At 72.3% G+C, this 21,721-nt stretch carries 15 protein-coding genes; 12 read left to right on the forward strand and 3 right to left on the reverse strand.

Annotated features, from left to right (window positions below; translation table 11 throughout):
- Positions 1 to 73: 73 nt before the first annotated feature.
- The 4 genes from ABGB01_RS10730 to ABGB01_RS10745 all read left to right on the forward strand — a co-directional run bounded on the left by ABGB01_RS10730 (position 74) and on the right by ABGB01_RS10745 (position 7,108).
- Positions 74 to 1,462, forward strand: coding sequence for an MFS transporter (locus ABGB01_RS10730; RefSeq protein ID WP_347772826.1), 1,389 nt, complete (start codon positions 74 to 76; stop codon positions 1,460 to 1,462).
- Between the two features lie 95 nt (positions 1,463 to 1,557).
- Positions 1,558 to 2,562: an enolase C-terminal domain-like protein gene (locus ABGB01_RS10735; RefSeq protein ID WP_347772828.1), complete on the forward strand. Its 1,005-nt coding sequence runs from the start codon at positions 1,558 to 1,560 to the stop codon at positions 2,560 to 2,562.
- 164 nt (positions 2,563 to 2,726) lie between these two features.
- Entirely contained in the window at positions 2,727 to 5,051 is a 2,325-nt protein-coding gene (locus ABGB01_RS10740) for a LuxR C-terminal-related transcriptional regulator (RefSeq protein ID WP_347772830.1), read from the forward strand.
- Positions 5,048 to 7,108 (forward strand): NB-ARC domain-containing protein, encoded by a 2,061-nt coding sequence (locus ABGB01_RS10745; protein WP_347772832.1) that lies wholly within the window; start codon positions 5,048 to 5,050, stop codon positions 7,106 to 7,108. Before ABGB01_RS10740 ends, ABGB01_RS10745 begins: the two co-directional genes overlap by 4 nt.
- Before the next feature lie 15 nt (positions 7,109 to 7,123).
- Here the strand turns inward: ABGB01_RS10745 and ABGB01_RS10750 are convergent, their stop codons facing one another.
- The gene (locus ABGB01_RS10750) at positions 7,124 to 8,260 is read right to left on the reverse strand and encodes an ROK family transcriptional regulator (RefSeq protein ID WP_347772834.1); all 1,137 of its coding nucleotides are present in this window, start codon (positions 8,258 to 8,260) and stop codon (positions 7,124 to 7,126) included.
- 108 nt (positions 8,261 to 8,368) lie between these two features.
- On the opposite strand from ABGB01_RS10750, the gene ABGB01_RS10755 reads away from it, so the two are divergent.
- From ABGB01_RS10755 to ABGB01_RS10770, 4 genes are read left to right on the forward strand one after another with little or no spacing between them, the layout of a single operon-like run.
- Positions 8,369 to 9,277 (forward strand): glutamate ABC transporter substrate-binding protein, encoded by a 909-nt coding sequence (locus tag ABGB01_RS10755; RefSeq protein ID WP_347772836.1) that lies wholly within the window; start codon positions 8,369 to 8,371, stop codon positions 9,275 to 9,277.
- Entirely contained in the window at positions 9,277 to 9,921 is a 645-nt protein-coding gene (locus tag ABGB01_RS10760; RefSeq protein WP_347772838.1) for an amino acid ABC transporter permease, read from the forward strand. Before ABGB01_RS10755 ends, ABGB01_RS10760 begins: the two co-directional genes overlap by 1 nt.
- A 34-nt stretch (positions 9,922 to 9,955) precedes the next feature.
- The gene (locus ABGB01_RS10765) at positions 9,956 to 10,777 is read left to right on the forward strand and encodes an amino acid ABC transporter permease (RefSeq protein WP_347772840.1); all 822 of its coding nucleotides are present in this window, start codon (positions 9,956 to 9,958) and stop codon (positions 10,775 to 10,777) included.
- Positions 10,770 to 11,717: an asparaginase gene (locus ABGB01_RS10770; protein ID WP_347772842.1), complete on the forward strand. Its 948-nt coding sequence runs from the start codon at positions 10,770 to 10,772 to the stop codon at positions 11,715 to 11,717. The genes ABGB01_RS10765 and ABGB01_RS10770 overlap by 8 nt, the downstream gene beginning before the upstream one ends.
- 22 nt (positions 11,718 to 11,739) lie before the next feature.
- Here ABGB01_RS10770 and ABGB01_RS10775 read toward each other — a convergent pair whose 3' ends face one another.
- Positions 11,740 to 13,215: an LCP family protein gene (locus ABGB01_RS10775; RefSeq protein ID WP_347772844.1), complete on the reverse strand. Its 1,476-nt coding sequence runs from the start codon at positions 13,213 to 13,215 to the stop codon at positions 11,740 to 11,742.
- Positions 13,216 to 13,453: 238 nt separating this feature from the next.
- On the opposite strand from ABGB01_RS10775, the gene ABGB01_RS10780 reads away from it, so the two are divergent.
- Positions 13,454 to 14,326, forward strand: coding sequence for an enoyl-CoA hydratase-related protein (locus ABGB01_RS10780; RefSeq protein ID WP_347772846.1), 873 nt, complete (start codon positions 13,454 to 13,456; stop codon positions 14,324 to 14,326).
- Position 14,327: 1 nt separating this feature from the next.
- Entirely contained in the window at positions 14,328 to 15,257 is a 930-nt protein-coding gene (locus tag ABGB01_RS10785) for an alpha/beta hydrolase (protein ID WP_347772848.1), read from the forward strand.
- On the opposite strand, the gene ABGB01_RS10790 is transcribed toward ABGB01_RS10785, so the two are convergent.
- Positions 15,230 to 16,723 (reverse strand): prolyl oligopeptidase family serine peptidase, encoded by a 1,494-nt coding sequence (locus ABGB01_RS10790; protein WP_347772850.1) that lies wholly within the window; start codon positions 16,721 to 16,723, stop codon positions 15,230 to 15,232. The genes ABGB01_RS10785 and ABGB01_RS10790 overlap by 28 nt on opposite strands.
- A gap of 107 nt (positions 16,724 to 16,830) precedes the next feature.
- On the opposite strand from ABGB01_RS10790, the gene ABGB01_RS10795 reads away from it, so the two are divergent.
- Together ABGB01_RS10795 and ABGB01_RS10800 are read left to right on the forward strand one after the other, a co-directional pair.
- The gene (locus ABGB01_RS10795) at positions 16,831 to 17,940 is read left to right on the forward strand and encodes an exonuclease SbcCD subunit D (RefSeq protein ID WP_347772852.1); all 1,110 of its coding nucleotides are present in this window, start codon (positions 16,831 to 16,833) and stop codon (positions 17,938 to 17,940) included.
- Positions 17,941 to 21,690, forward strand: a complete 3,750-nt coding sequence (locus ABGB01_RS10800) for an SMC family ATPase (RefSeq protein ID WP_347772854.1) — start codon at positions 17,941 to 17,943, stop codon at positions 21,688 to 21,690. It begins immediately after the preceding gene.
- Positions 21,691 to 21,721 lie beyond the last annotated feature (31 nt).

Here is a 21,721-nt window from a genome sequence, read left to right on the forward strand (position 1 = left end):
CCGTGCCTTAGGTCCAAGGGCCTAGGGCCCGCGCCCGATGTGCTGACCTGTGGCTTCGCCATAGCTTGCCACCATGACGACAACTGTTGACGGGCCCGCGGCCGCCGCCGCCCCGGTGAGCGTGGTGTCCCCGCCCTATCGAGCGCTCAGCGTGGGGCTGGTCGCGCTGATCATGTTGACGGCCTTCGAGGCGATGGCGGTGGCCACGGCGATGCCTGTCGTGGCCCGAGACCTCGGCGGCATGCACCTGTACAACCTGGCTTTCAGCGCCACCCTGGCGGCCAGTGTGATCGCGACGGTGCTGGGCGGGCGGTGGAGCGACGTGCGCGGGCCGTTGCCGCCGATCGCCGTCGGCGTGACGAGTTTCGTGGCCGGGCTGCTGCTGGCCGGGTTCGCGCCGACCATGGAGGTGTTCGTCGCGGGCCGGTTCGTGCAGGGCCTTGGGGCGGGTTTGATCCAGGTTGCGCTTTATGTTCTGGTTGCCAGGGTCTATCCGAGCGCGATGCATCCCAAGGTGTTCGCCCTGTTCTCCGCCGCCTGGGTGGTGCCCTCGATGGTCGGCCCGGCGATCGCCGGGTTCGTGGTCGAGAACATCGACTGGCGGTGGATCTTCCTCGGCGTCTCCTTGATCGTCGTTCCGGCGGCGTTGCTGCTCTGGCGCGGCACCGCGGGACGTGAGGTGCGGGACGGCGTCGCCGGGCCCGCACCCGGCCTGGGACGCAAGCTCGTCTGGGCCATGCTGACCGCCGTCTCCGCCGCCCTCATCCAGTACGGCAGCGCGCTCAAGCTCGCCGGCCTGCCCCTGCTGCTCGTCGGAATCGTCCTGCTGGTCGTGGCGCTGCCCCGGCTGCTGCTGCCCGGCTCGCTCAGGGCCGCCCGCGGCCTGCCGACCGCGCCCGTGCTGCGCGGCCTGGCCTTCGGCGCGCTGACCGCGGCCGAGGTGCTCGTCCCGCTCATGCTGATCAGCGAGCGCGGTCTGACCCCGACCGGGGCCGGCATCGTGCTCACCATCGGCGCGCTCGGCTGGTCCGCCGGCTCGTGGATCAAGGGCCGCGGCACGATCAGCGACATGACCGCCATCCGCGGCGGCGCCGCCATGATCGCCCTGGGCATCGCCCTGGTGACGCTCGTGCTGGTCGACTCGGTGCCGATCGCGGTCGCGTACGTGGCCATGGCCACCGCCGGCCTCGGCATCGGCGCGCTGCACCCCACGGTGTCCGTCCTGGTGCTGGAGATGTCCAAGGAAGGAGAGGAGGGCCAGAACAGCGCGGCCGTCGGCGTCGGCGAGTCGGTGTTCACCGTCGTGGCCGTCGCGGTCAGCGGCGCCCTGTTCACGGCCGCCGCCGAGAACTATCTCGCCGGTCTGACCTTCACCATCGTGCTGGCGGTGCTGGCCTTCCTGCTGGCCCCGCGTTTTGCCAAGCCCGCGGCACCAGGCACTATGGAGGGAAGCGCGTCATAGAACGACGAGAAATCTCCCCCTCCACCCTCCGTTGACCGGGCACGACCCTGGGACGGCGGCCGGAGGGGCAGGGCTCTCGCCGGTGAGGGGGATACATGCCGCGAGTGCGGGAGCTCGAGGTCTTCCGGCTGGCACTGCCGTTCGGCAAGAGGTCGGAGAGCCTGCTCGTGAAGCTCACCGACCACGGCGGCATGAGCGGCTGGGGCGAGGTGACCTCCCCCCAGCCGAAGACCTGGTCGAGGCTGGAGGAGTCGCTGGCGGCCCTGCTGATCGGCGTGGACTGGGAACATCCCGACACGGTGCCGAGTGGCGACTCCGCGGTCGACATGGCCTGCTGGGACCTGTGGACCAAGATGCGGGGCGTGCCGCTCGCCGAGGCGATCGGCGGCACCCGCACCTCGCTCATGGCGACCGTGCGCATCGCGCCCGACCTGTCCGTCGAGAGCCTCGTGTCCCGGGTCAACCAGCAGGTCTGCGCCGGCTACGGGCACGTCACGCTGGACATCAGGCCCGGGTGGGACGTCGAGCCCGTACGCGCGGTGCGGCAGGCGTACCCCGCGCTGACCCTGGCCGTCGACTGCGGCAACGCCTACTCCGACCTCGGCCAGCTCGTCGCGCTCGACTCCTACGGCCTGGAGGTCATCGAGCGGCCCTTCGACGCCGGCGACGTCCAGTCGCACGCCTCGCTGCAGGACCAGGTGGCCGCCTCGGTCGCAGTCGAGGTCGGCTCGATCGCGGGTCTCGACGACTACCTGACGCTGCGTGCGGCGCGGGTCCTGCTGCTGCGGCCCGCCGCGTTCCCGTCGTTGTCGGAGGCCAGGCGGGCGCACGACCGGGCCGCCGCGGCGGGCTGGGACATCCAGTGCGCGGGCGGTCAGGGCGCGGGGCTGGCCAGGGCGGCGACGGTGGCGGTGGCGAGCCTGCCCGGGTGCACGCTGCCGTGCGACGTGACGCAGCCGCCGCGACAGAACCAGATCGTCACCCCGATCGTGGGCGCGAACGCCGGCGTGATCGCCGTGCCGTACACGCAGTCAGGTCTCGGCCACGACATCGACGAGACCCGCCTGCGCAGACTGGCGAAGGACTCCTTCCACGCGTGACCGCGACGCGGCGATAACCCCGGCGAGCACGCCATCCGGCGACCCTGAGCAGGGGTTTCCCGTCCGCCGCCGCGCTCGCGTGTAACGGCCAGGGCTTAACCTGGGTTAGGGAGGTCCGACACTGACGGCTCAGCGAGTGCTGGGCCGCTGGGGTGATCAAAGCCATGGCTGAGTCGAACATCGCGAACGACTGCCGGCTGCCGGCTGAGCTGAACAGCTTTGTGGGCCGCCGGCATGAGGCGGCCGAGGTGAAACGGCTCCTGTCCGAGTCCAGGCTGGTGACGCTCGTCGGCGTGGGAGGAGTCGGCAAGTCCCGGCTGGCCCTGCGGGTGGCGTGCGACGTGCGGCGCGCCTTCCCCGACGGTGTGTGGCTGGTCGAGCTGGCCGCGCTGGAGAGCCCCGAGCTGCTCGCCCAGACGGTCAGCGAAGCGCTGGGAATCCAGGACCGGTCCGTACGCTCCCCGATCGACGTGCTCACCGGCCACCTGCGGGACAAACACCTGCTCGTGGTCCTCGACAACTGCGAGCACCTGCTGGACGACTGCGCGGTCCTGGCGGCCACGCTGATCCGCGCGGCGCCCCGCCTGAGCGTCCTCGCGACGAGCAGGCAGGCTCTCGGCGTCATGGGCGAGCTGACGATGCCCGTGCCGCCGCTGGTGGTGCCCGGCCTGGACAACGATCGCCCGTCCACCGCGTCGCTGCGGCACTCGGACGCGGTGCGGCTGTTCGTCGACCGCGCCCACGCCGTGCTCCCCGGCTTCGAGCTCACCGACGCCAACGGCGACAGCGTGGCGCGCATCTGCCGGCGGCTGGACGGCATCCCGCTCGCGATCGAGCTGGCAGCCGTGTCGCTCAGGGCGATCTCCGTCGACCAGTTGCTGGCCCGGCTGGACGACCGCTTCCGGCTGCTCACCAAGGGCGCGCGGACCGCCATGCCCCGCCAGCGCACGTTGCGGGCGCTGATCGACTGGAGCTATGGGCTCTGCACCGAGCAGGAACAGCTGCTCTGGGCCCGGCTCTCCGTCTTCTCCGGAGGCGTCGACCTGGAGGCGGCCGAGCAGGTGTGCTCCGGCGACGGCATCGAGCCGGACGAGATGGTCGACCTGGTGAGCGGCCTCGTCGGCAAGTCGGTGCTGGCCCGCGAGGACCACGGCTCGTCGGTGCGGTACCGGCTGCTGGAGACCATCCGCCAGTACGGCCGCGACCGGTTGCGGGAATCGGGCGGCGAGCAGGAGCTGAAGCTCCGGCATCGCGACTGGTGCAGGGACCTGGTGGACCGCGCGCTGCAGGCCTGGTACGGCCCCGGCCAGCTGACCTGGTTCGCCCGCCTGCGCGCCGAGCACGGCAACATCCGCGCGGCCCTGGACTTCTGCCTGACGACGCCGGGCGAGACGCAACCCGGCCTGGACATCGCCATGGCCCTGCGCTTCTACTGGATCGCGTCGGGCTCGTTCCGGGAAGGGCGCAGCTGGCTCGACCGCCTGCTCGCCGTGGACCACGAGCCGAGCGCGGCGCGCGCCCGCGCCCTCGTCGTCGACGCCAGGCTGGCCGTCCTGCAGAGCGACTTCGCGGTGGCGGCGGCCATGCTGGACGAATGCCACAGCCTGGTCGTGCGGCTCGGCGAGGAGTCGATCCTGGCCAGGTCCGCCTATGTCGCCGGCTTCTCGGCCCTGCTCCAGCGTGACCTCGACGGCGCCCTGAGGATGCTCGGCGAGGCGGTGGAGCGCAGCCGCGACGAGGACGACCAGACGGGCGTGGTGAACGCGCTGATCTACCTCGCCACCGCGCACTCGCTCCTCGGCCATTCCGAACAGGCCGTCACGCACTTCAAGGAGTGCCTGGAGATGTGCGAGGCCCGCCGGGAGCACTGGTTCAGGTCGTACACGCTGTGGGTGTTCGGGATCGAGAAGTGGCGGCAGGGGGACACCGCGGAGGCGGTCGGGATGGAGCGCCTGGCCATCCGGCTCAAGCAGCCCTTCGACGACCGCCTGGGCATCGCCCTGTGCATCGAGGCCCTGGCGTGGATGGCGGCCGAGGACGAACCCGAGCGCGCCGCCGTCCTGTTCGGGGCGGCGCAGGAGAACTGGCGCTCGTTCGGCGGACCGCTGTTCGGCAACCTGTCCGACTACCACGACGCCTGCGAGGCGTCCACGCGGGAACGCCTCGGCGGAAGGCGCTTCGACACCGCCTTCCGCAAGGGCACCGAGCTCGGCTCCACCGCCGGGGTCGCGTACGCCATGGGTGAGGACCCGCAGCCGGGCAGGCAGGCGGCCGACTCGTCGCCGCTCACCCGCAGAGAGACGGAGATCGCCCGGCTCGTCGCCCAGGGGATGAGCAACAAGGCGATCGCCGCCTCGCTGGTGATCGCCCAGCGGACCGCGGAAGGACATGTCGAGCACATCCTGAACAAGCTCGGGTTCACCTCACGGGCCCAGATCGCCGCCTGGGTCGGCGAGCAGGACCACCGAGACCCGGGGAGTTCCTCATGAAGTCCAACGGCGGCCTGCTGACCGGCGGAGCCTCCTTCGTCGGCCGGAGACACGAGCTGGCCATGGCCAGGAAGGCGCTGATCCACGGACGGCTGCTCACGGTGACGGGGGCGGGCGGCGTGGGCAAGACCCGCCTGGCCCTCCAGATCGTCGAGCACGTCAAGGGGGCGTTCCGCGACGGTGTCGGGGTGGTCGAGCTGGGCACGCTGGAGACCGGCGAGCTGCTGGAGCCGGCCGTCGCCTCGGCGCTCGGGTTGCGCGACGCGGGCCCCGACCCGATGAACGTGCTGGTGGACCACATGTCCGGCAAGCGGATGTTGCTCGTCCTGGACAGCTGCGAGCACCTGTGCACGATCTGCGCCCGCTTCGTCACCCGGCTGCTGCGCGTCGCTCCCCGGCTGCGCATCCTCGTGACCAGCAGGCAGACGCTGGGTGTCTACGGCGAGCAGGTGCTGACCGTGCGGCCGCTGGCCGTGCCCGACCCGGGCCGGCCCCTCGGGGAGATCGCCCGCCACGACTCCGTCCGCCTGCTCGAGGACCGCATGGCGGACGTCCTGCCCGGCTTCTCCCTCGCCGCGGACAACGCGTGTCGCGTGGCCCGGCTGGCCCAGCGCCTGGAGGGGGTGCCGCTGGCGATCGAGCTGGCCGTGGCCAGGCTCCGCACGATGTCGCTCGACCAGCTGATACGCGAACTGGACAAGCCGATCGACGTGCTGGAGGCCGACACCTGTGCCACGCTGCCGCGCCACCACTCGGTGCGCGCGACCACGGAATGGAGCTTCGGGCTGTGCTCGGCGGCCGAGCAGCGGCTGTGGGCCCGGCTGTCGATGTTCCCCGCCGGGGCCGACCTGGACACCGCCGAGTCGGTGTGCTCCGGCGACGGGATCGACGCCGCCGACGTGCTCGACCTGCTGGCCGGGCTGGTGGACAAGTCGGTGCTGTGCTGCGACCGCAGGGAGAACGGGCTCAGGTACCGCATGCTGGAGAGCCTGCGCGCGTACGGCTGCGAGCGGCTGGCGCCCTCCGAGAAGAACCGGCTGCGCGAGCGCTACGTCGATCACCACCGGCGGCTGGTGGAGGACAGCCGGATCGACCGGATGGTGCCCGACCAGCTCGAACGCTACCGGCGGCTGCAGGTCGAGCTGCCCAACGTGCGGGTCGCACTCGAAGCGTGCCTGAGCACGCCGGAGCTGACGCGCGTGGGGCTGGACACCGCCTCGGCGTTGTGGTGCTACTGGCTGCTGGCCGGATCGCTCATCGAGGGGAGATACTGGCTCGAACGCGGCCTGCACCTGGTGCGGGAGCCCGGCAGGGCCCGCGCGACGGCGCTCTGGGTGGACAGCATGCTCGCCCTGCGCCAGGGCGATCTCGTGATGGCGCTGCCCAGGCTGGGGGAGTGTCTCGACCTGGCCCGCCGCCCCGGCAACGAGGCCGTCCTGCCGTACGCCATCAGGACCGCCGGCGTCGCGGCGTTCTCCAGCGGAGACCACGAGCGCGGGCTCTCGCTGCTGCAGGAGTCGCTGGCCCTGCACCGAGCGGGGGAGAACCTCGACGGCGTGATGCTCAACCTCTACTACGCCTCCGCGTACGGCTCCGTCGGCAACCCGGGACGCGCCGTCGAGTTCGGCGAGGAACTGCTCGCGCTCTGCGAGAAGCACCACACGCGCGTCTCCCGCGCGTACGCCCAGCTGGCGCTCGGTGTCGCACGCTGGAACCTGGGCGACTGCCGACGGGCCGAGGCACTGGTGACGTCGGCGGCCCTGTTCGCCGGGGACGTCAACGACCGCTGGTGCCTCACCCAGTGCCTGGAGGTGCTGGCGTGGATCGCGGGCGCCCGCGAGGAACACCGGCGGGCCGCCGAACTGATGGGCGCGGCCCACGCGCTGTGGCAGGCGATGGGGGCCTCGCCCGAACGGCTGTGGTATCACGCGGCATGGCACGAGCAGTGCACGGAGCAGGCGCGCCGCGCGCTGGGCGGGAGGGCGTTCGCGACGGCTTTCCGCCAGGGGGCGCGGCTCGGCCAGGACCGCGCCGTGACCTACGCCGTCGCGGGTTGAAGCCCAGGTGACACGTCAGGTCAGCGCGGCCTCCAGGAGCAGGGCGCCGGCTCCCAGGAGCGCGGCGTCGCGGCCGGCCCGCGCCGGCACCACCTCCAGGTCCCTGGTGGCCAGGGGGAGGCAGCGTTCCCAGACGGCCGCCCGGATCGAGGTGATCAGCGGCTCGGCCGCCGACAGGCTGCCGCCCACCGCCACCACGTCCGGGTTGAAGAAGTTCACCAGCACGGTGAGGACCTCGCCGATCCGCCGGCCGGCGTTGCGCACCAGGCTGGTCGCCTCGGGGATCGCGTCGTTGACCAGGCCCACGATGTCGCCGGTGCGGGTCACCGGGATCCCGGCCTCTGACAGGGCGGCCATCAGGGCGGCGCCGCTGGCGTAGGCCTCCAGGCAGTCGGGATGGCCGCAGGCGCAGATGACGGACGAGTCCGAGCGGACGCGGACGTGGCTGATGTCGCCGGCCGCGCCCCGGCCCCTGTGCAGGCGGCCGTTCACGACGACGCCGCAGCCGATGCCCGTGCCGGCCTTGACGACCATGAGGTTACGGTGGTCCGGCCAGCATCGTGTCTCGCCCGCGGCCATCAGGTTGGCGTCGTTCTCGACCAGGATCGGCAGGTCGTAGCGGGTGGAAAGGTGCTCGGCCACGGGGAAGTCGTTCCAGCCGGGCATGCGCGAGGGCGTCACGACCCGCAGAGTGAGCGGGTCCACGGGGCCGGGGATGCCGGTGCCGATCCCGCGCAGCGGCACCGCCGCGGGCACGTGCTCGGCCAGCAGCGCGTCGAAGGTGTCGGCGATGCGGTCGAGCGTGGCCCGGGGACCGTCGGCGATCTCGCAGGGCCGTTCCTCGATCACGAGCGGGGCGCCGCTGAGGTCGAGCAGGCCGAGGCGTACGTGGTGGGCGCCGAGATCGGCGACCGCGAGCACGCCGGCCGTGTCCGACAGGCGCAGCAGCCGGGGCCGCCGCCCGCCGCGCGACGTGCCGGAGCCCTCCTCGGCCAGCAGGCCGGCGTCGAGGAGCTCCTCGACCCGCAGCGACACGCTGGACGCGGCCAGGCCGGATAAACGCGCCAGGTCCGCGCGTGACTCGGCTTTGCCGGTGGCGACGAGTCGCAGCAGGTCACCCTGTGCCCCCTGCACGGGCAGCCGCTGGTTCATGTGAAAATACCTACCATGCGTTGACTTCAGACGACAACGTATTGACTTAGTACGAAATCTCCTACTACGGTCCGGCTTATCTTCGATATCGAAGGAAGTGAGCTGTTCATGAAGAGGTTTGTCGCCGCCGCCGTCCTCGCGGTGTTAACCCTGGCGGCCTGCGGTGAGTCGAGCAGCCCAGCCGTGCCGGGCGAGTCCCCGAGCAGCGGCCCCGACGTGCTGGCCAAAGCGCCGGTCGCGACGGCGGCCGAGATCCTGCCCGGCTCGACCATGGAGAAGATCAAGAAGCGCGGCGAGCTCCTCGTGGGCGGCTCGCTGGACGCGCCCCTGCTCTCCCAGCAGAACCCCGTCACCGGCGAGGTCGAGGGGTTCGACGCGGAGATGGGCAAGGCACTGGCCACGTACATTCTCGGCGAGCCCAAGGTGAAGATCGTCAACTCGGCGTCGGAGACCCGTGAGGCGCTGCTCGCCAACGGCACCGTGGACGTCGTCTTCCAGACGTACACGATCACCGAGGAACGCGCGAAGCAGGTCTCGTTCGCCGGCCCCTACTACACCTCCGGTCTGACGATCGCGGTGAAGAAGGGCACGACGGGCATCGCCAAGCCGGAGGACCTGAACGGCAAGAAGGTCCTGGCGGGCGCGAACACCCCGGCGATCCCCGCGATCAAGAAGCTGGCGCCGCAGGCGGAGATCATCACGTTCGGCAGCGACCCCGAGTGCGTCCAGGCGCTCAAGCAGGACCGCGGCGTCGCGTACGTGCAGGACGAGACGATCCTCATCGCCGACGCCAAGGCCGACCCGGCGATCGAGATCGTCACGAAGCCGTTCACCGAGGACCCCTACGGCATCGGGCTCAAGCACGGTGACGACACGTTCAAGAAGTTCCTCAACGACTGGCTGAAGAAGACGCAGGACACCGGGGTCTGGCAGCAGATCTGGAAGAAGTCCATCGGCACCGTCGTGACCGGCGAGGCTCCGCAGCCGCCGCGGATCGGCTCCGTGCCGGGGTCCTGATGTCCGTCCTGCTGGATCATCTGCCCGAGCTGTGGCAGGGACTGGTCGTGACGTTCCAGCTCACCGCCGGGTCCTTCGCGGGCGCGGCGGTGCTGGGCGTGCTGGTCTGCGCCCTGCGCGTCAGCCCGGTCGGGGTGCTGCGCGCCCTCGGCACGGCCTACGTCGAGGCGTTCCAGAACCTGCCGCTGCTCGTGCTGCTCGTCCTCGCGTTCTTCGGCCTGCCGGAGATCGGCATCCAGGCCGGCCTGCTGGAGACGGCCATCGTGGTCATCGCGGTGTACGAGGGCGCCTACGTCGCCGAGGCCCTGCGCTCGGGGGTGAACTCGGTGTCGAAGGGCCAGGGCGAGGCCGCCAGGGCGATCGGCCTGACGTTCGGCCAGTCGCTGCGGCACGTCATCCTGCCGCAGGCGCTGCGCACGGTCGTCCAGCCGCTCGGCAACATCTTCATCATGACGACCATGAACACCGCGCTCGCCGCGGCCGTCGGCGTCGTCGACCTGACGGCGGCGGCCAACCGGGTCAACCTCGTCGAGGCGCAGCCGATCCTGATCTTCGTGGGCGCCGGCGTGGCCTACGCCCTGATCGCCGCCGTGGCCGGGTTCGTCACCGGGCGGCTCGAACGGAGGCTGGTGATCCTCCGGTGACGACCCTCCACCTACTCCCGAGGCGGTCACCGCGATGACGAGCACCGCGCTCTTCGACGAGCCGGGGCCGAAGGCCAGAAGGCGCATCCGGATCGCGACCGTGCTCGGCACGCTCGCCGCCGTCGCGCTCGTCGCCCTGGCCGTGCGGCAGTTCGCCGCGAACGGGCAACTCGACGCCGCGCGCTGGCAGCCGTACGCCACCTGGCCCATGTGGCGCTACCTCCTCGACGGCCTGTGGTCCACCTTCCTCGCGGCCGTCGTCTCCGCGGCGCTGTCCATGGCGCTCGGCCTGCTGCTGGCGCTGGGCCGGCTCTCGCCGCGCCGGTGGGTGCGCCTGCCTGCCGCCGGATACGTCGAGGTGGTCAGGACGATCCCGGCCCTGCTGCTGGTGTACGTCGTGCTGTTCGCCCTGCCGCGCTACGGCATGGACCTGCCGCTGTTCTGGAAGCTGGTCGTGCCACTGACCGTCTCGAACGCGGCCGCCTTCGCCGAGATCTTCCGCGCCGGCATCAACGCGATCGAGCGCGGCCAGACCGAGGCGGGCCTGGCCGTCGGGCTCACCCGCTTCCAGACGATGCGGCTGATCGTGGTGCCCCAGGCCGCCCGGCGCGTGCTGCCGTCCATCGTCAGCCAGTCCGTCGGCCTGCTCAAGGACACCTCGCTGGGCTTCATCGTCAGCTACGGCGAACTGCTCTACAGCGGCAAGGTCCTGGCCGCCTACAACCACCTGGTCATCCAGACGTACCTCGTGGTCGCGCTCATCTACCTAGTGGTCAACGCCTCGCTGTCCAAGCTGGCCCGCACGCTGGAGGCCCGCCGGCCCGCCCCGCTCAGAAGGAGACCCGCACGTGCCTGAACTCGCCCTGCTCGCCGAAGTGATCCGGTCGGGGTTCGTGGAGAGCGTGCACTACGGCAGCGCCGTCGGCCTCGGCCCCTCCGGGCGTACGGAGGTGGCGTTCGGCCCGGTCGACGCGCCGGTGCTGCCGCGCTCGTCGGCCAAGCCGTTCCAGGCGCTGGCCTGCCTGACGGCGGGCGCCGCCCTGGCGGGGCCGAGGCTCGCCATCGCGGCGGGCAGCCACACGGGCGAGGACTTCCACGTACGCCTCGTCCGCGAGCTGCTCGACGACTACGGCCTCGGCGCCGGCGCGCTGGCCTGCCCGCCGTCGTGGCCCGAGGACCAGCCCACCATGCACGAGCTGATCAGGCAGGGCCAGGACGTCTCCCGCGAGCGCATGAACTGCTCGGGCAAGCACGCCGCCATGCTCGCCGCCTGCGTGGCGGTCGGCTGGGACGTGCCCGGCTACCTGGCTCCCGAGCATCCCCTGCAGCTTCACGTGCGCACCGTCACCGAGGAACTGGCGGGGGAGAAGGCCGCGCACGTCGCGATCGACGGGTGCGGGGCGCCGCTGTACGGGCTCACGCTGACCGGCCTCGCGCGCGCGGTGCGGGGGCTGGTGACCGCCGCGCCGGGGAGCGGGCCGCGCCAGGTCGCCGACGCGATGCGCGAGCACCCCGAGTACGTCGGCGGCACCGGCCACCAGAACACCGGCCTGATGCGGGCGCTGCCCGGCGCCCTGGCCAAGGGCGGCGCGGAGGGTGTGCTGGTCGTGGCGCTGGAGTCGGGGCACTCGGTGGCGGTGAAGGTCATCGACGGCAGCCCGCGCGCCACCACCGCCGTCGCGCTGGAGGTGCTGCGCCTGATGGGCTGCGACGTCGGCGGGGCGGCCGCGTTCGCGCGGGTGGACGTGCTGGGCGGCGGCGTGCCGGTGGGCCGGATCGTCACCAGGCTGCCCTGACCGCACCCGCCGGGGCGCCGGCTCAGCCGTTCGCCAGGGAGGAGCCGCAGCCGTCCGTGAGGCCCTTGGCCGGGTCGTCCGAGTCGTCGCCGGTCTTCTTCGCCGGCGGCTCGGTGGTCTCCTTCGAGGGCTTGTCCGCCTTCCCCGTCTTCGCGGCCCGTCCCGGCGACGGGGTGGCGGAGGCGGCGACGGCGGGCTTCGTGTTCTTCGAGTCGCGGATGGCCTTGTCGGCGACGTCGCGGATCTTGTCCCAGTCGGGGTAGCCGGTGTTGATGAGCGGCGGCACGAACTGCACGCTCGACACCTTCGCGTTCTTGACCTTCAGCGCGAGCGGCACCAGGTGTTTGAGCATCGGCCGCGGGATGTCGGTCCTGATCAGCTCTTTGGTGGCCAGCGCGATCTTGTTGAACCTGGTCAGCACCGTCGCCGGGTCGGCCTGGTCGAGGATGGCGCCGAGCACGCAGCGCTGCCGGCTCATCCGCGTGTAGTCGTCGCTGTACGTCCGCGAGCGGGCGTACCACATCGCGTCGGCGCCCTTGAGCTTGCGGGTGCCGGCCTTGACCAGGCCCTCGTTGTACCTGCCGAACACGACGTCCTTCTCGACGGTGATCGTGACCCCGCCGATGGCGTCGATGAGCCGGGCGAACCCCCACATGTTGACCAGGGCGTACCAGTCGACCTTGACGCCGAGGGTGTAGCCGATCGTGTCCATCAGCACCTGGGCGCCCTGGTGCTCCTTGCCGCCGAAGATCTCCGGGTGCGAGTCGGCGTACTCCCAGACGCTGTTGAGCAGGTCGCTCCGGCCGCCGCCCGGGTCGGCGGGCAGGCGGAAGCCGCCGGGGAAACGCTCGGCCATCGGCGTGCCAGGACGGAAGCGTACGTCCTCCAGGTTGCGCGGCAGGCTGAACAGCACGGTGTTGCCGGTCTCCACGTCGACGCTGGCCAGGTTCATGCTGTCGGTGCGCACGCCGACCCGGTTGTCGTCGGCGTCGCCGCCGAGGAGCAGGATGTTGACCCGGCGCCGGCCCGCCCACGGGTTCTCCGGCTCCGGCTCGGCCGCCTCCGGGGCCCCGTCGTCGGCGGGGGGCTGCTGGAAGATGCCGTCGAGCGTCTGCTGCGAGGTCCAGACGAACTGCGCGACCACGCCGAACGGCACCACGACGATGACGGCGAGCAGTCCCGCGAGCGTGCCGGTGACGATCTGCCCCGTCTGCGGCAGCCGCCCCGGCCGCAGCACGACGAACGAGTGCACGATGAGGGCGAACCACCCCACGCCCAGCACGGACGCGCCGACGATGATCGCCGTCATCCAGGAGTTCTCGGTCAGCGAGCCGAGCAGGTTGTCGGTCAGCAGGCCCAGGGCGAGCAGGCCCAGCAGCAGGGCGGCGTGGCAGGAGAGCAGCACGAGGCCGGTCTTGCGCCATCCGGCGCGCAAATGAGCGGCGCCGGGCGCCAACGCACCCAGCACCAGCCAGCCCAGGACCGCTCCGGCGTTCATCGGTTCCTTCGCCTGCCGCACGCCTTCCCCGTTTCCCCGCGATGTCCACCATAGGCGCGATCGCCGCATCTTGTGGTGGACCCGCCGGTGTGGCTCGCCGAAGACGCGGAGTTCGCTGCCCGAGGCGGGCCGCTGACGTGGCCCGTCTCAGGTCTGATCGAGGCGGCAGCCTACGCAGCGAATACGAAATGTGTCCTTATCGGAGGATGAACATCAGCAACCGAATATGATTCTACTCATGGTCTTCACCGAGATCGGATACCAGGTGGACGATCGTGTCGCCACCGTGATGCTGCGCCGACCCGAACGCCTCAACGCCTTCACCCTCACCATGCGCGCGGAGCTGATCGAGGCGTTCGACCGGGCCGACGCGGACGACGACGTACGCGCCGTGGTGGTGACCGGGGAGGGCCGCGCGTTCTGCGCGGGAGCCGACCTGAGCGGCGGCGGCGACACGTTCGGGCGCCGCGGCGAGCCCGGCGAGCAGCGGGAACGCGTGAACGGCGCGCCCCGCGACGGCGGCGGCACGGTCGCGCTCAGGATCGCCAGGTCGCTCAAGCCCGTCATCGGCGCGATCAACGGCCCGGCCGTGGGCGTCGGGGTCACGATGACGCTGCCCATGGACGTCCGTCTCGCCTCGGAGACGGCCAGGTTCGGTTTCGTGTTCGCGCGGCGCGGCATCGTCACCGAGGCCGCGTCCAGCTGGTTCCTGCCCAGGATCGTCGGCATCGCCCAGGCCATGGAGTGGGCGGCCACCGGCCGGATCTTCCACGCGTCCGAGGCGCTGGAAGGGCGGCTGGTCTCGCGGGTGTACCCGGCGGACGAGCTGCTGCCCGCGGCGTACGCGCTGGCTCGGGAGATCGCCGCGAACACCTCCGCCGTCTCCGTGGCCGCCGTTCGCAGGCTGATGTGGTCGGGCCTGTCGGCCGCCTCGCCGTGGGAGGCGCACGCGGCCGACTCCCGGCTCATGACCGAGCTCGGCGGCGCGCCCGACGCGGTCGAAGGGGTGACCGCCTTCCTGGAGAAACGGCCCGCCGAATTCCCGATGACGGTCAGCCAGGATCTCCCGCCCGGCGTGCCATCGTGGCCCGACGATCCCTATGGTGTCTAGCGTGTACGAGATCACCGTGCTGCCCCTGCCCGACGACTTCGAGGGCGCGGTCGTCGCGACGCTGCTCGCCAGAAGAGCCACCACCCCCACCCGCAGGGCCGTGCTCTACCTGCACGGGTTCACCGACTACTTCTTCCAGGACCACCTGGCCGAGCACTACGTCAGCCGCGGCATCGACTTCTACGCCCTCGACCTGCGCAAATACGGCCGCTCACTGCTGCCCCACCAGACCAGGGGCCTGATCAGGAGCGTCACCGACTACTTCCCCGAGATCGACGAGGCCGTCCGCATCATCAGGCAGGACCACGACGAGCTGACGATCAACGCCCACTCCACCGGAGGCCTGATCGCGCCCCTGTGGGCCGACCGGGTGCGGGGCCGCGGCCTGGTGCAGGGGCTCGTGCTCAACAGCCCGTTCTTCGACCTCAACGTGTCCACGCCGCTGCGCCTGGCCACCGACCTGCTCAAGACGCCCCTGTCCTACACCCGCTGGGTCCTCCCCCTGGGCGCCGGCACCGTCTACGGGCAGACGCTGCACCGCAGCCTGCAGGGCGAATGGGACTACGACCTGGAGCTCAAGCCCCTGGGCGGCTTCTCAGTGCACGCCATGTGGCTGGCCGCCATCCGCAGGGCCCAGCGGCGGCTGCACGCCGGCCTGTCGGTGGACGTGCCGGTGCTCGTGCTCACCTCGGCGACGGGGCTGCGCGTACGCGACTTCGTTCCCGAGGCGCGCGCGGCCGACATCGTGCTCGACCCCCGGCACATGGCCCGCTGGTCCACCTCGGTCGGTCCGCACGTCACGTGCGTGCGCATCGCGGACGGCCTGCACGATTTGGTGCTGTCGGCCGAGCCGGTGCGCAAGCAGGTGTTCGGCGAGCTCGACCGCTGGATGAACGCCTTCGTCTACCACGGGAACGAGAAGAGCCCGTAGTAGGCCGCCGCCACCATCAGCAGGCCGGTGCCGCCCAGCACGCCCGCGATCGCCACGTGCTGCCAGCGGCTCGGCCGCATGCCCTCGCGCAGCGCCGACACGAGCGCCGCCACCGCCGTGACCTCCTGCACCAGCATCCACACCGCCAGCACCCGCACGACCAGCCAGCCGGCCAGCACGGCGGGCCAGGCGCCCGCCTGGTTCACCGAGAACAGCACCAGCAGCGTGATGAAAGCCACCACCGACACCAGCAGGCCGAGGCTCGTCCACGCGATCCTGCTCAGCCTGCGCCGCAGCGGCGGCCAGAGGCGGGCGTTGGCCTCGGCGGTGACGCCCGCGCGGCCGCGCAGGCGCACGACCATGGCGGCGACCGGCCCCGCCACGTAGCCGACGGCGGCCAGGCAGATCGTCAGCCCCAGCATCGTGCCGCCCGCGTACCAGGGGGCGGCGGGCACGTCGCTGGCCTCGAACCGCTGGACCGGGGTGGCGCCCGCCATGTGCACCGACGGCTCGGCGGTGCCCGGCAGGCCGATGATCCAGTTGGCGAGGGTCTCCAGATAACCCTGGGTGAAGTCACCGCCGTGGACCCGCATCGCGTGGTCGCCACTCGCCATGAAGCGGATCGTGTAGTCGTCGTTGCCCGCCTTCTTCATGGCCGTGATCAGCGCCTGGGTGGACTCGACGAAGGGAATCGAGGGGTCGGTGGTGCCGTAGAACGCCAGAACCGGCTGCCTGACCTGGCTTAAGGCCGGCATCGCGTCGTAGCGCAGGAAGTCGAAGCCCACCCCGCCCATCGCCCTGGTCAGCAGGTCGCGGACGCCGATCGGGGCGTGCAGCCTGAGCAACTGCTCGTTCAGCGCCCACGCGACCTGGCGCAGCGGGGAGACGTTCGGCGAGGACACCATCACCAGGAACTTCACCGCGCTGCTCTTCGCCGCCGCGACGGGCACCACCCATCCGCCCTCGCTGACCCCCCACAGCCCGATGCGCGAAGGATCCACCTCGGGAAGGGTGCGCAGATATTCCACCATGCGCAGCGCGTCGTCGGCGAGCAGCCCGAAGTCGCGGTCGCGGAAGTTGTAGCCGATCGTGCGCTTGTCGAACGCGATCGTCACCACGCCCGCCATGGCCAGGAACTCCGCCTGCGGCGTGAACTCGGTCCGCGACCCGTTCCCCGAGCCGGACACGAACACCATCGCCGGATGCCGCCCAGGCGTCAGCGGCACCCGGAGCGTCCCCTCCAGGCGCTGCCCCTCGCCCGCGACCGAGATCTGCTCCCTGCGGACGGAGGCGGTCGCCACCACCGGCTTCAGCTCGGCGACCGGCTGGGCCGGAATCGACTGGAAAGCTGGATCGGCTTTGAGCGGCGGCGGGTCGAACGCGGGTGGCAGGACGTATCCGACCGTCGCGAGAGCCACCAGCACCAGACCGGCGGCCACGCTCAAGGTGCCACGGCCCGTGCGCATCGGCCTCCCCATGTGCGTTGGTTTGCCCGCCGATCGTCCAGCGTACTCCCGGGTCGTGAGACAGGTGATCCCGCATTTGTCAGTGAGACCTGTTAGCTTCCTGCGACATGCGCATCCTGCACACGTCCGACTGGCATCTCGGGCGATCGCTCCACCGCGAGAGCCTGCTCGCGGCGCAGGCGGCGTTCGCCGACCACCTGGTGGAGACGGTGCGGGCCGAGCGGGTCGACGTCGTGGCGATCGCCGGAGACGTCTACGACCGGGCGCTGCCGCCGGTCGACGCGGTCGCGCTGCTCGACGACGCGCTGGCCCGGCTGCGCGCCGCAGGGGCGCGGGTGGTCCTGATCAGCGGCAACCACGACTCGGCGCTGCGGCTCAGGTTCGGCTCGGCGCTGTTCGAGACGGCGGGGGTGCACGTGCGCACGCGCCCCGACCAGGCGTGGGAGCCGGTGCTGGTCGGCGACGTCGCCTTCTACGGCATCCCCTACCTGGAGCCCGAGCTGGTCCGGGCCGGCTGGGAGCTGCCCGACCGCAGCCACACCGCGGCGCTCACCCACGCGATGACCCGCGTCAGGGCCGACGCCGCCCGCCACCGCGCCTCCGTGGTCCTGTCGCACTGCTTCGTCACCGGCGGGCAGGCCAGCGACAGCGAGCGCGACATCAGCGTGGGCGGGGTGGCCCACGTGCCCCTGCCGGTCTTCGACGGGGTCGACTACGTCGCGCTCGGCCACCTGCACGGGCGACAGCGCATGTCCGAGACCGTGCGCTACTCGGGCTCGCCGCTGGCCTACTCCTTCTCGGAGGCCGGCCACGTCAAGGGCTCCTGGCTGGTCACGCTGGGCGAGGAGGCGGAGTTCGTGGCCGCCCCCGTGCCCCGCCCCGTCGGCACCCTGAAGGGCCGACTCGACGACCTTCTCACCTCCCCGCTGCACGCCCGTCTCGAAGACCACTGGCTCCACGTCACCCTGACCGACGCCGTCCGGCCCAAATCCGCCATGGAGCGGCTGCGCGCCCGATTCCCCCACACCCTCGCCCTGGCTTTCGAGCCTGAGGGCGCCACCCCCGCCGCCCGGCCCGCGCGCCTGAGCGGGCGGCCCGAGGCCGAGGTCGCCCTCGACTTCGTCCGCGAGGTGCGCGGCGAGCCTGCGGCACCTGACGAGGAATCCCTGCTAAGACAGGCCATCGAGGCATCGAGGGTGAAGGAGACGATGGCATAGATGCGGCCGCACCGGCTCACGTTCACGGCCTTCGGGTCCTTTCCCGGCACCGAGACCGTCGACTTCGACGCCCTTGCGGAGGCCGGCCTCTTCCTCGTCCACGGGCCCACGGGGGCGGGCAAGACCACGATCCTCGACGCGCTCTGCTTCGCCCTCTACGGCCAGGTCCCCGGCCAGCGCAACAACGCCCGCAGCCTGCGCTGCGACCACGCCCCGCGCACGACGGGGCCCGCGGTCACGCTCGAGGTGACGATCCGCGGCCGCTTACTCCGCATCCAGCGCTCACCCACCTGGCAGCGGCCCAAGCTGCGCGGCACCGGGTTCACAGAGGAGAAGGCCAAGGTCGTCGTCTCCGAGCGGCGGGGGTCGTCATGGCAGGGGCTGACCACCCGGCTCGACGAGGCGGGGCACCTGGTGGGCGAGCTGCTCGGCATGAACGCCGACCAGTTCTGCCAGGTGGCGATGTTGCCGCAGGGGGAGTTCGCCAAGTTTCTGCGGGCCGGTGGCGACGAACGCGCCAAACTGCTCGAACGGCTGTTCACCGTCAAGATCTTCACCCAGGCGGAGGCGTGGCTGGCCGAGCACCGCAAACGGGCCTGGCGCGAGGCCCAGGAGCTGAGGCAGCAGGTCGACTTCGCGATCAAACGCGTCGAGGAGGCCGCCGGCGACGCCCTCCTCGCCGCCCCCGCGTCCGGAGACTCCGCTTTGTCCTCGTACGAGCGGGGTGCCGTCGCAGCGCTCGGGGGAGGCACGCCGGCCTCCTCGACCCCGACGACCGGACCGACGGAAGGCCCCGGCGACGAGCCCCAGCGGCTCACGCCGGAGGCCGACCCGTTGCGCTGGGCCGGGGCTCTGCTCGACGCCGCGCGGGCGGTCGTGCGAGGCGCCACCGAGGAGCAGGCAGCAGCCGGCCAGGCGCTGCGCTCGGCCCGCCTCCGTCACGAACAGGCCGCCTCCCTGGCCGACCGCCGGCGCCGCCACGCCGAGGCGCTCACCCTCCGCCGCACCCTCGACGAGCGTGCCGACGAGAGAGCCGACCTGCAGGCCGTGCTCGACGACGCCGCCAGGGCCGACCGCGTCATCCCGCTCGTCACCGCTGCCAGGCAACGCGCAGAAGCCGTCGCCAAGGCCCGCACCCTGGCCGCCGACGCCCTCGCCCGAGCACGCCCCCTCCTGACCACCACCCCACCCGCCCCCGGCAGTCCCTCCTCCGGGCGGCCCACCGACCACACGCCAGATCCGGCACGCCAGGGGGGCAATGCCGCCGCCGAGCTGGCGGGGCTCGAAGGCGAGCGGCAGGCCGAGATCGCGCGGCTGTCGGAGCTGCTCACGGAAGAGGCCAGGCTGTCGGTGGTCAGGCGCGACCTTCTGCGCGTGGAAGGCGAGCTGGCCGCCCTGGTCGAAGCCGACGAGTCCGTCGCGGAGCGGCTGGCCGTCCTGCCCGGCCTCATCGAGCGGGCCGAGCGCGTGCTCGCCGAGGCGCGTACGGACGCCGCCAGGATCCCGGCGGCGCAGGCCGTACGCGACGCCGCCGCCCATCTGATCGAGATCGACGACGAGCTGGCCAGGCTGGCGGCCGAGCTGGTCGAGCTGTCGGAGCGCGAGGCCGAGGTGTTCGCCGCCCAGGCCGAGCTCCCTGGCCGGATCGCCGACGCGAACGCGGCCCTGGCCGACGTACGCGCGCAGGCGGCGGCCATCCCGGCGGCGGCCGCGAGCCTTGACGCCGCCAGGCTCGCGCTGGAGGCCGCGCACCGCCGGGAGAGCCTCGCCGCGGAGCTGGACGCGGCCGTCGCCTCCCATCAGGTGCTGGTCGACCAGGCCCAGACACTGCGCGAACGGTGGCTCGACCTGCGTCAGGCCCGCATCGACGGCATGGCGGCGGAGCTGGCCCGCGACCTGGCCGACGGGCAGCCGTGCGCGGTGTGCGGCTCCGACCACCATCCCGCTCCTGCCGCTCCCGCCCCGAGCGCCCCTTCGGCCGACGACGAGCACGCGGCCGAGACGGAGCACGAGGCCGCCCTCGCCGAACGCGAGGCGGCGGAACGCGCGCTCGCCTCGCTGGAGTCCCGTCACGCCGACGCGGCCGAGGCCACGGGAGGCCTTGGCGTGGCGGAGGCCGAGGAGCGGGTGTCGCGAGCGGAGGAGGAGGTCGCCGGTCTGGAGGCGACGGCGGCCCGTGAGCCTGCCCTGGCGGACGCGCTCGACCGCGTCGAGACCGAACGCGAGCAGGTCGCAGACCGGGCCATGGAGATCGCGGAGAGCCTCGCCGGGCACCGCGCTCACCTCACCCATCTCCAGTCCGAGCGCGCCCGCCTCCAGGCCCGCCTCGCCACGACCGGCGTCGCCACAGCGGGCGTCGCCGGACCGCCAGGACAAGCCGATGCCCCGCCGGCGGCCGGCGCCTTTCCGAGTTCGGGCGCCGCGCACAACGACCCCGCTGCGCCGGTGGTGGCGGGTGATGGGGGTTCCCACGGCGCGCAGGAGGTCGACGGCGCGGTCGTGCTGGCCGAGGCCGAGAAGGAGCTGCGGAGGTTGCGGGAGTCGGCCGGACGGGAGGACGAGCTGGCCAGGGAGGCGGCGCGGCTCCACCGTGAACGTCAGGACCAGGAGGAGGAGCGCCGCAGGGTCGGCGCGAGGCTGGCGGCCTGCCGTACGAGACATGAGGAGCTGAGCGGCGACGCCGGAAGGCTCGGGGCGCGGCTGGACGCGGCGCGGGGCGGCGACCCGACCCTGACCGCCCGCCTGGCCAGGCTCGGCGACGAGGCCGAGCTGCTGCGGGAGGCCCGCGAGGCCACGCAGGCGGCGGCAGCGGCCCATGACGAGCTGGCCAGGGCCCGGCAGGCGGCGGAAGAGGCGGCGGCCGAGGCCGGGTTCGCGGACGTCGCGGAAGCGGAGGCGGCGGTCAGGAGCCCGGCCGAGCGGGAGCGCAAGGCGGAGCTGCTGCGCCGCCTCGACGACGAGCACGCCGCCGTCATGAGCACCCTGGCCGACCCCGAGCTGGTCGCCGCCGCGGCCGAACCCGCGCCCGACCTGGCCGCGATCGAGGCGGAGCGCGACGTCCTGGAGGAGGCGCACACGCGGCTGTCGAGCGTTCGCGACCGGGCCGTGGCGAGGGTGGCGCGGCTGGAGGAGCTGCACGCCGAGCTGGCCGAAAGGCTCGAACGCTGGCGCCCGGCCGCCGACCGGCACCGGCTGGCCGAGCGGCTGGCGGCGCTGGCCGGTGGCACGTCCAGCGACAACCGGTGGAGCATGAGCCTGTCGTCGTTCGTGCTGGGCGAGCGGCTGCGGCAGGTCGTGGACGCCGCGAACGAACGCCTCGACCACATGTCGGGCGGGCGCTACCTGCTACGCCACGACCTGCGGAAGACGGCCGGGTCCCGCGCCCGCTCCGGCGGCGGGCTGGGGTTGCGGGTGGCCGACGGCTGGACCGGCGTCGACCGCGACCCTGCGACGCTGTCCGGGGGCGAGAGCTTCATCACCTCGCTCGCCCTGGCGCTGGGCCTGGCCGACGTCGTCACGGCGGAGGCCGGTGGCGCGGAGCTCGGCATGCTCTTCGTGGACGAGGGCTTCGGCACCCTCGACGAGGACACCCTCGACAGCGTCCTCGACATCCTCGACGGGCTGCGCGACGGCGGGCGGGCGGTGGGCATCGTCAGCCACGTCGCCGAGCTCAGGTCCCGGATCCCCGCCCGGCTCAAGGTCACCAAGACCCGCACCGGATCCACCCTGGCCTCGGTGGGCGCCGGCTGAGACCGTCCTCCTGTCCGGGCGGGGCTCACGT

Source organism: Nonomuraea sp. B5E05 (genome assembly GCF_039880665.1).
GTDB lineage: Bacteria > Actinomycetota > Actinomycetes > Streptosporangiales > Streptosporangiaceae > Nonomuraea.

Bases quoted from the DNA above. Each gene is read 5' to 3' on its own strand.
- ABGB01_RS10730 (WP_347772826.1), top strand. From the start codon at position 74: ATGACGACAACTGTTGACGGGCCCGCGGCCGCCGCCGCCCCGGTGAGC.
- ABGB01_RS10735 (WP_347772828.1), top strand. From the start codon at position 1,558: ATGCCGCGAGTGCGGGAGCTCGAGGTCTTCCGGCTGGCACTGCCGTTC.
- ABGB01_RS10740 (WP_347772830.1), top strand. From the start codon at position 2,727: ATGGCTGAGTCGAACATCGCGAACGACTGCCGGCTGCCGGCTGAGCTG.
- ABGB01_RS10745 (WP_347772832.1), top strand. From the start codon at position 5,048: ATGAAGTCCAACGGCGGCCTGCTGACCGGCGGAGCCTCCTTCGTCGGC.
- ABGB01_RS10750 (WP_347772834.1), bottom strand. From the start codon at position 8,260: ATGAACCAGCGGCTGCCCGTGCAGGGGGCACAGGGTGACCTGCTGCGA.
- ABGB01_RS10755 (WP_347772836.1), top strand. From the start codon at position 8,369: ATGAAGAGGTTTGTCGCCGCCGCCGTCCTCGCGGTGTTAACCCTGGCG.
- ABGB01_RS10760 (WP_347772838.1), top strand. From the start codon at position 9,277: ATGTCCGTCCTGCTGGATCATCTGCCCGAGCTGTGGCAGGGACTGGTC.
- ABGB01_RS10765 (WP_347772840.1), top strand. From the start codon at position 9,956: ATGACGAGCACCGCGCTCTTCGACGAGCCGGGGCCGAAGGCCAGAAGG.
- ABGB01_RS10775 (WP_347772844.1), bottom strand. From the start codon at position 13,215: ATGAACGCCGGAGCGGTCCTGGGCTGGCTGGTGCTGGGTGCGTTGGCG.
- ABGB01_RS10780 (WP_347772846.1), top strand. From the start codon at position 13,454: ATGGTCTTCACCGAGATCGGATACCAGGTGGACGATCGTGTCGCCACC.
- ABGB01_RS10790 (WP_347772850.1), bottom strand. From the start codon at position 16,723: ATGCGCACGGGCCGTGGCACCTTGAGCGTGGCCGCCGGTCTGGTGCTG.
- ABGB01_RS10795 (WP_347772852.1), top strand. From the start codon at position 16,831: ATGCGCATCCTGCACACGTCCGACTGGCATCTCGGGCGATCGCTCCAC.
- ABGB01_RS10800 (WP_347772854.1), top strand. From the start codon at position 17,941: ATGCGGCCGCACCGGCTCACGTTCACGGCCTTCGGGTCCTTTCCCGGC.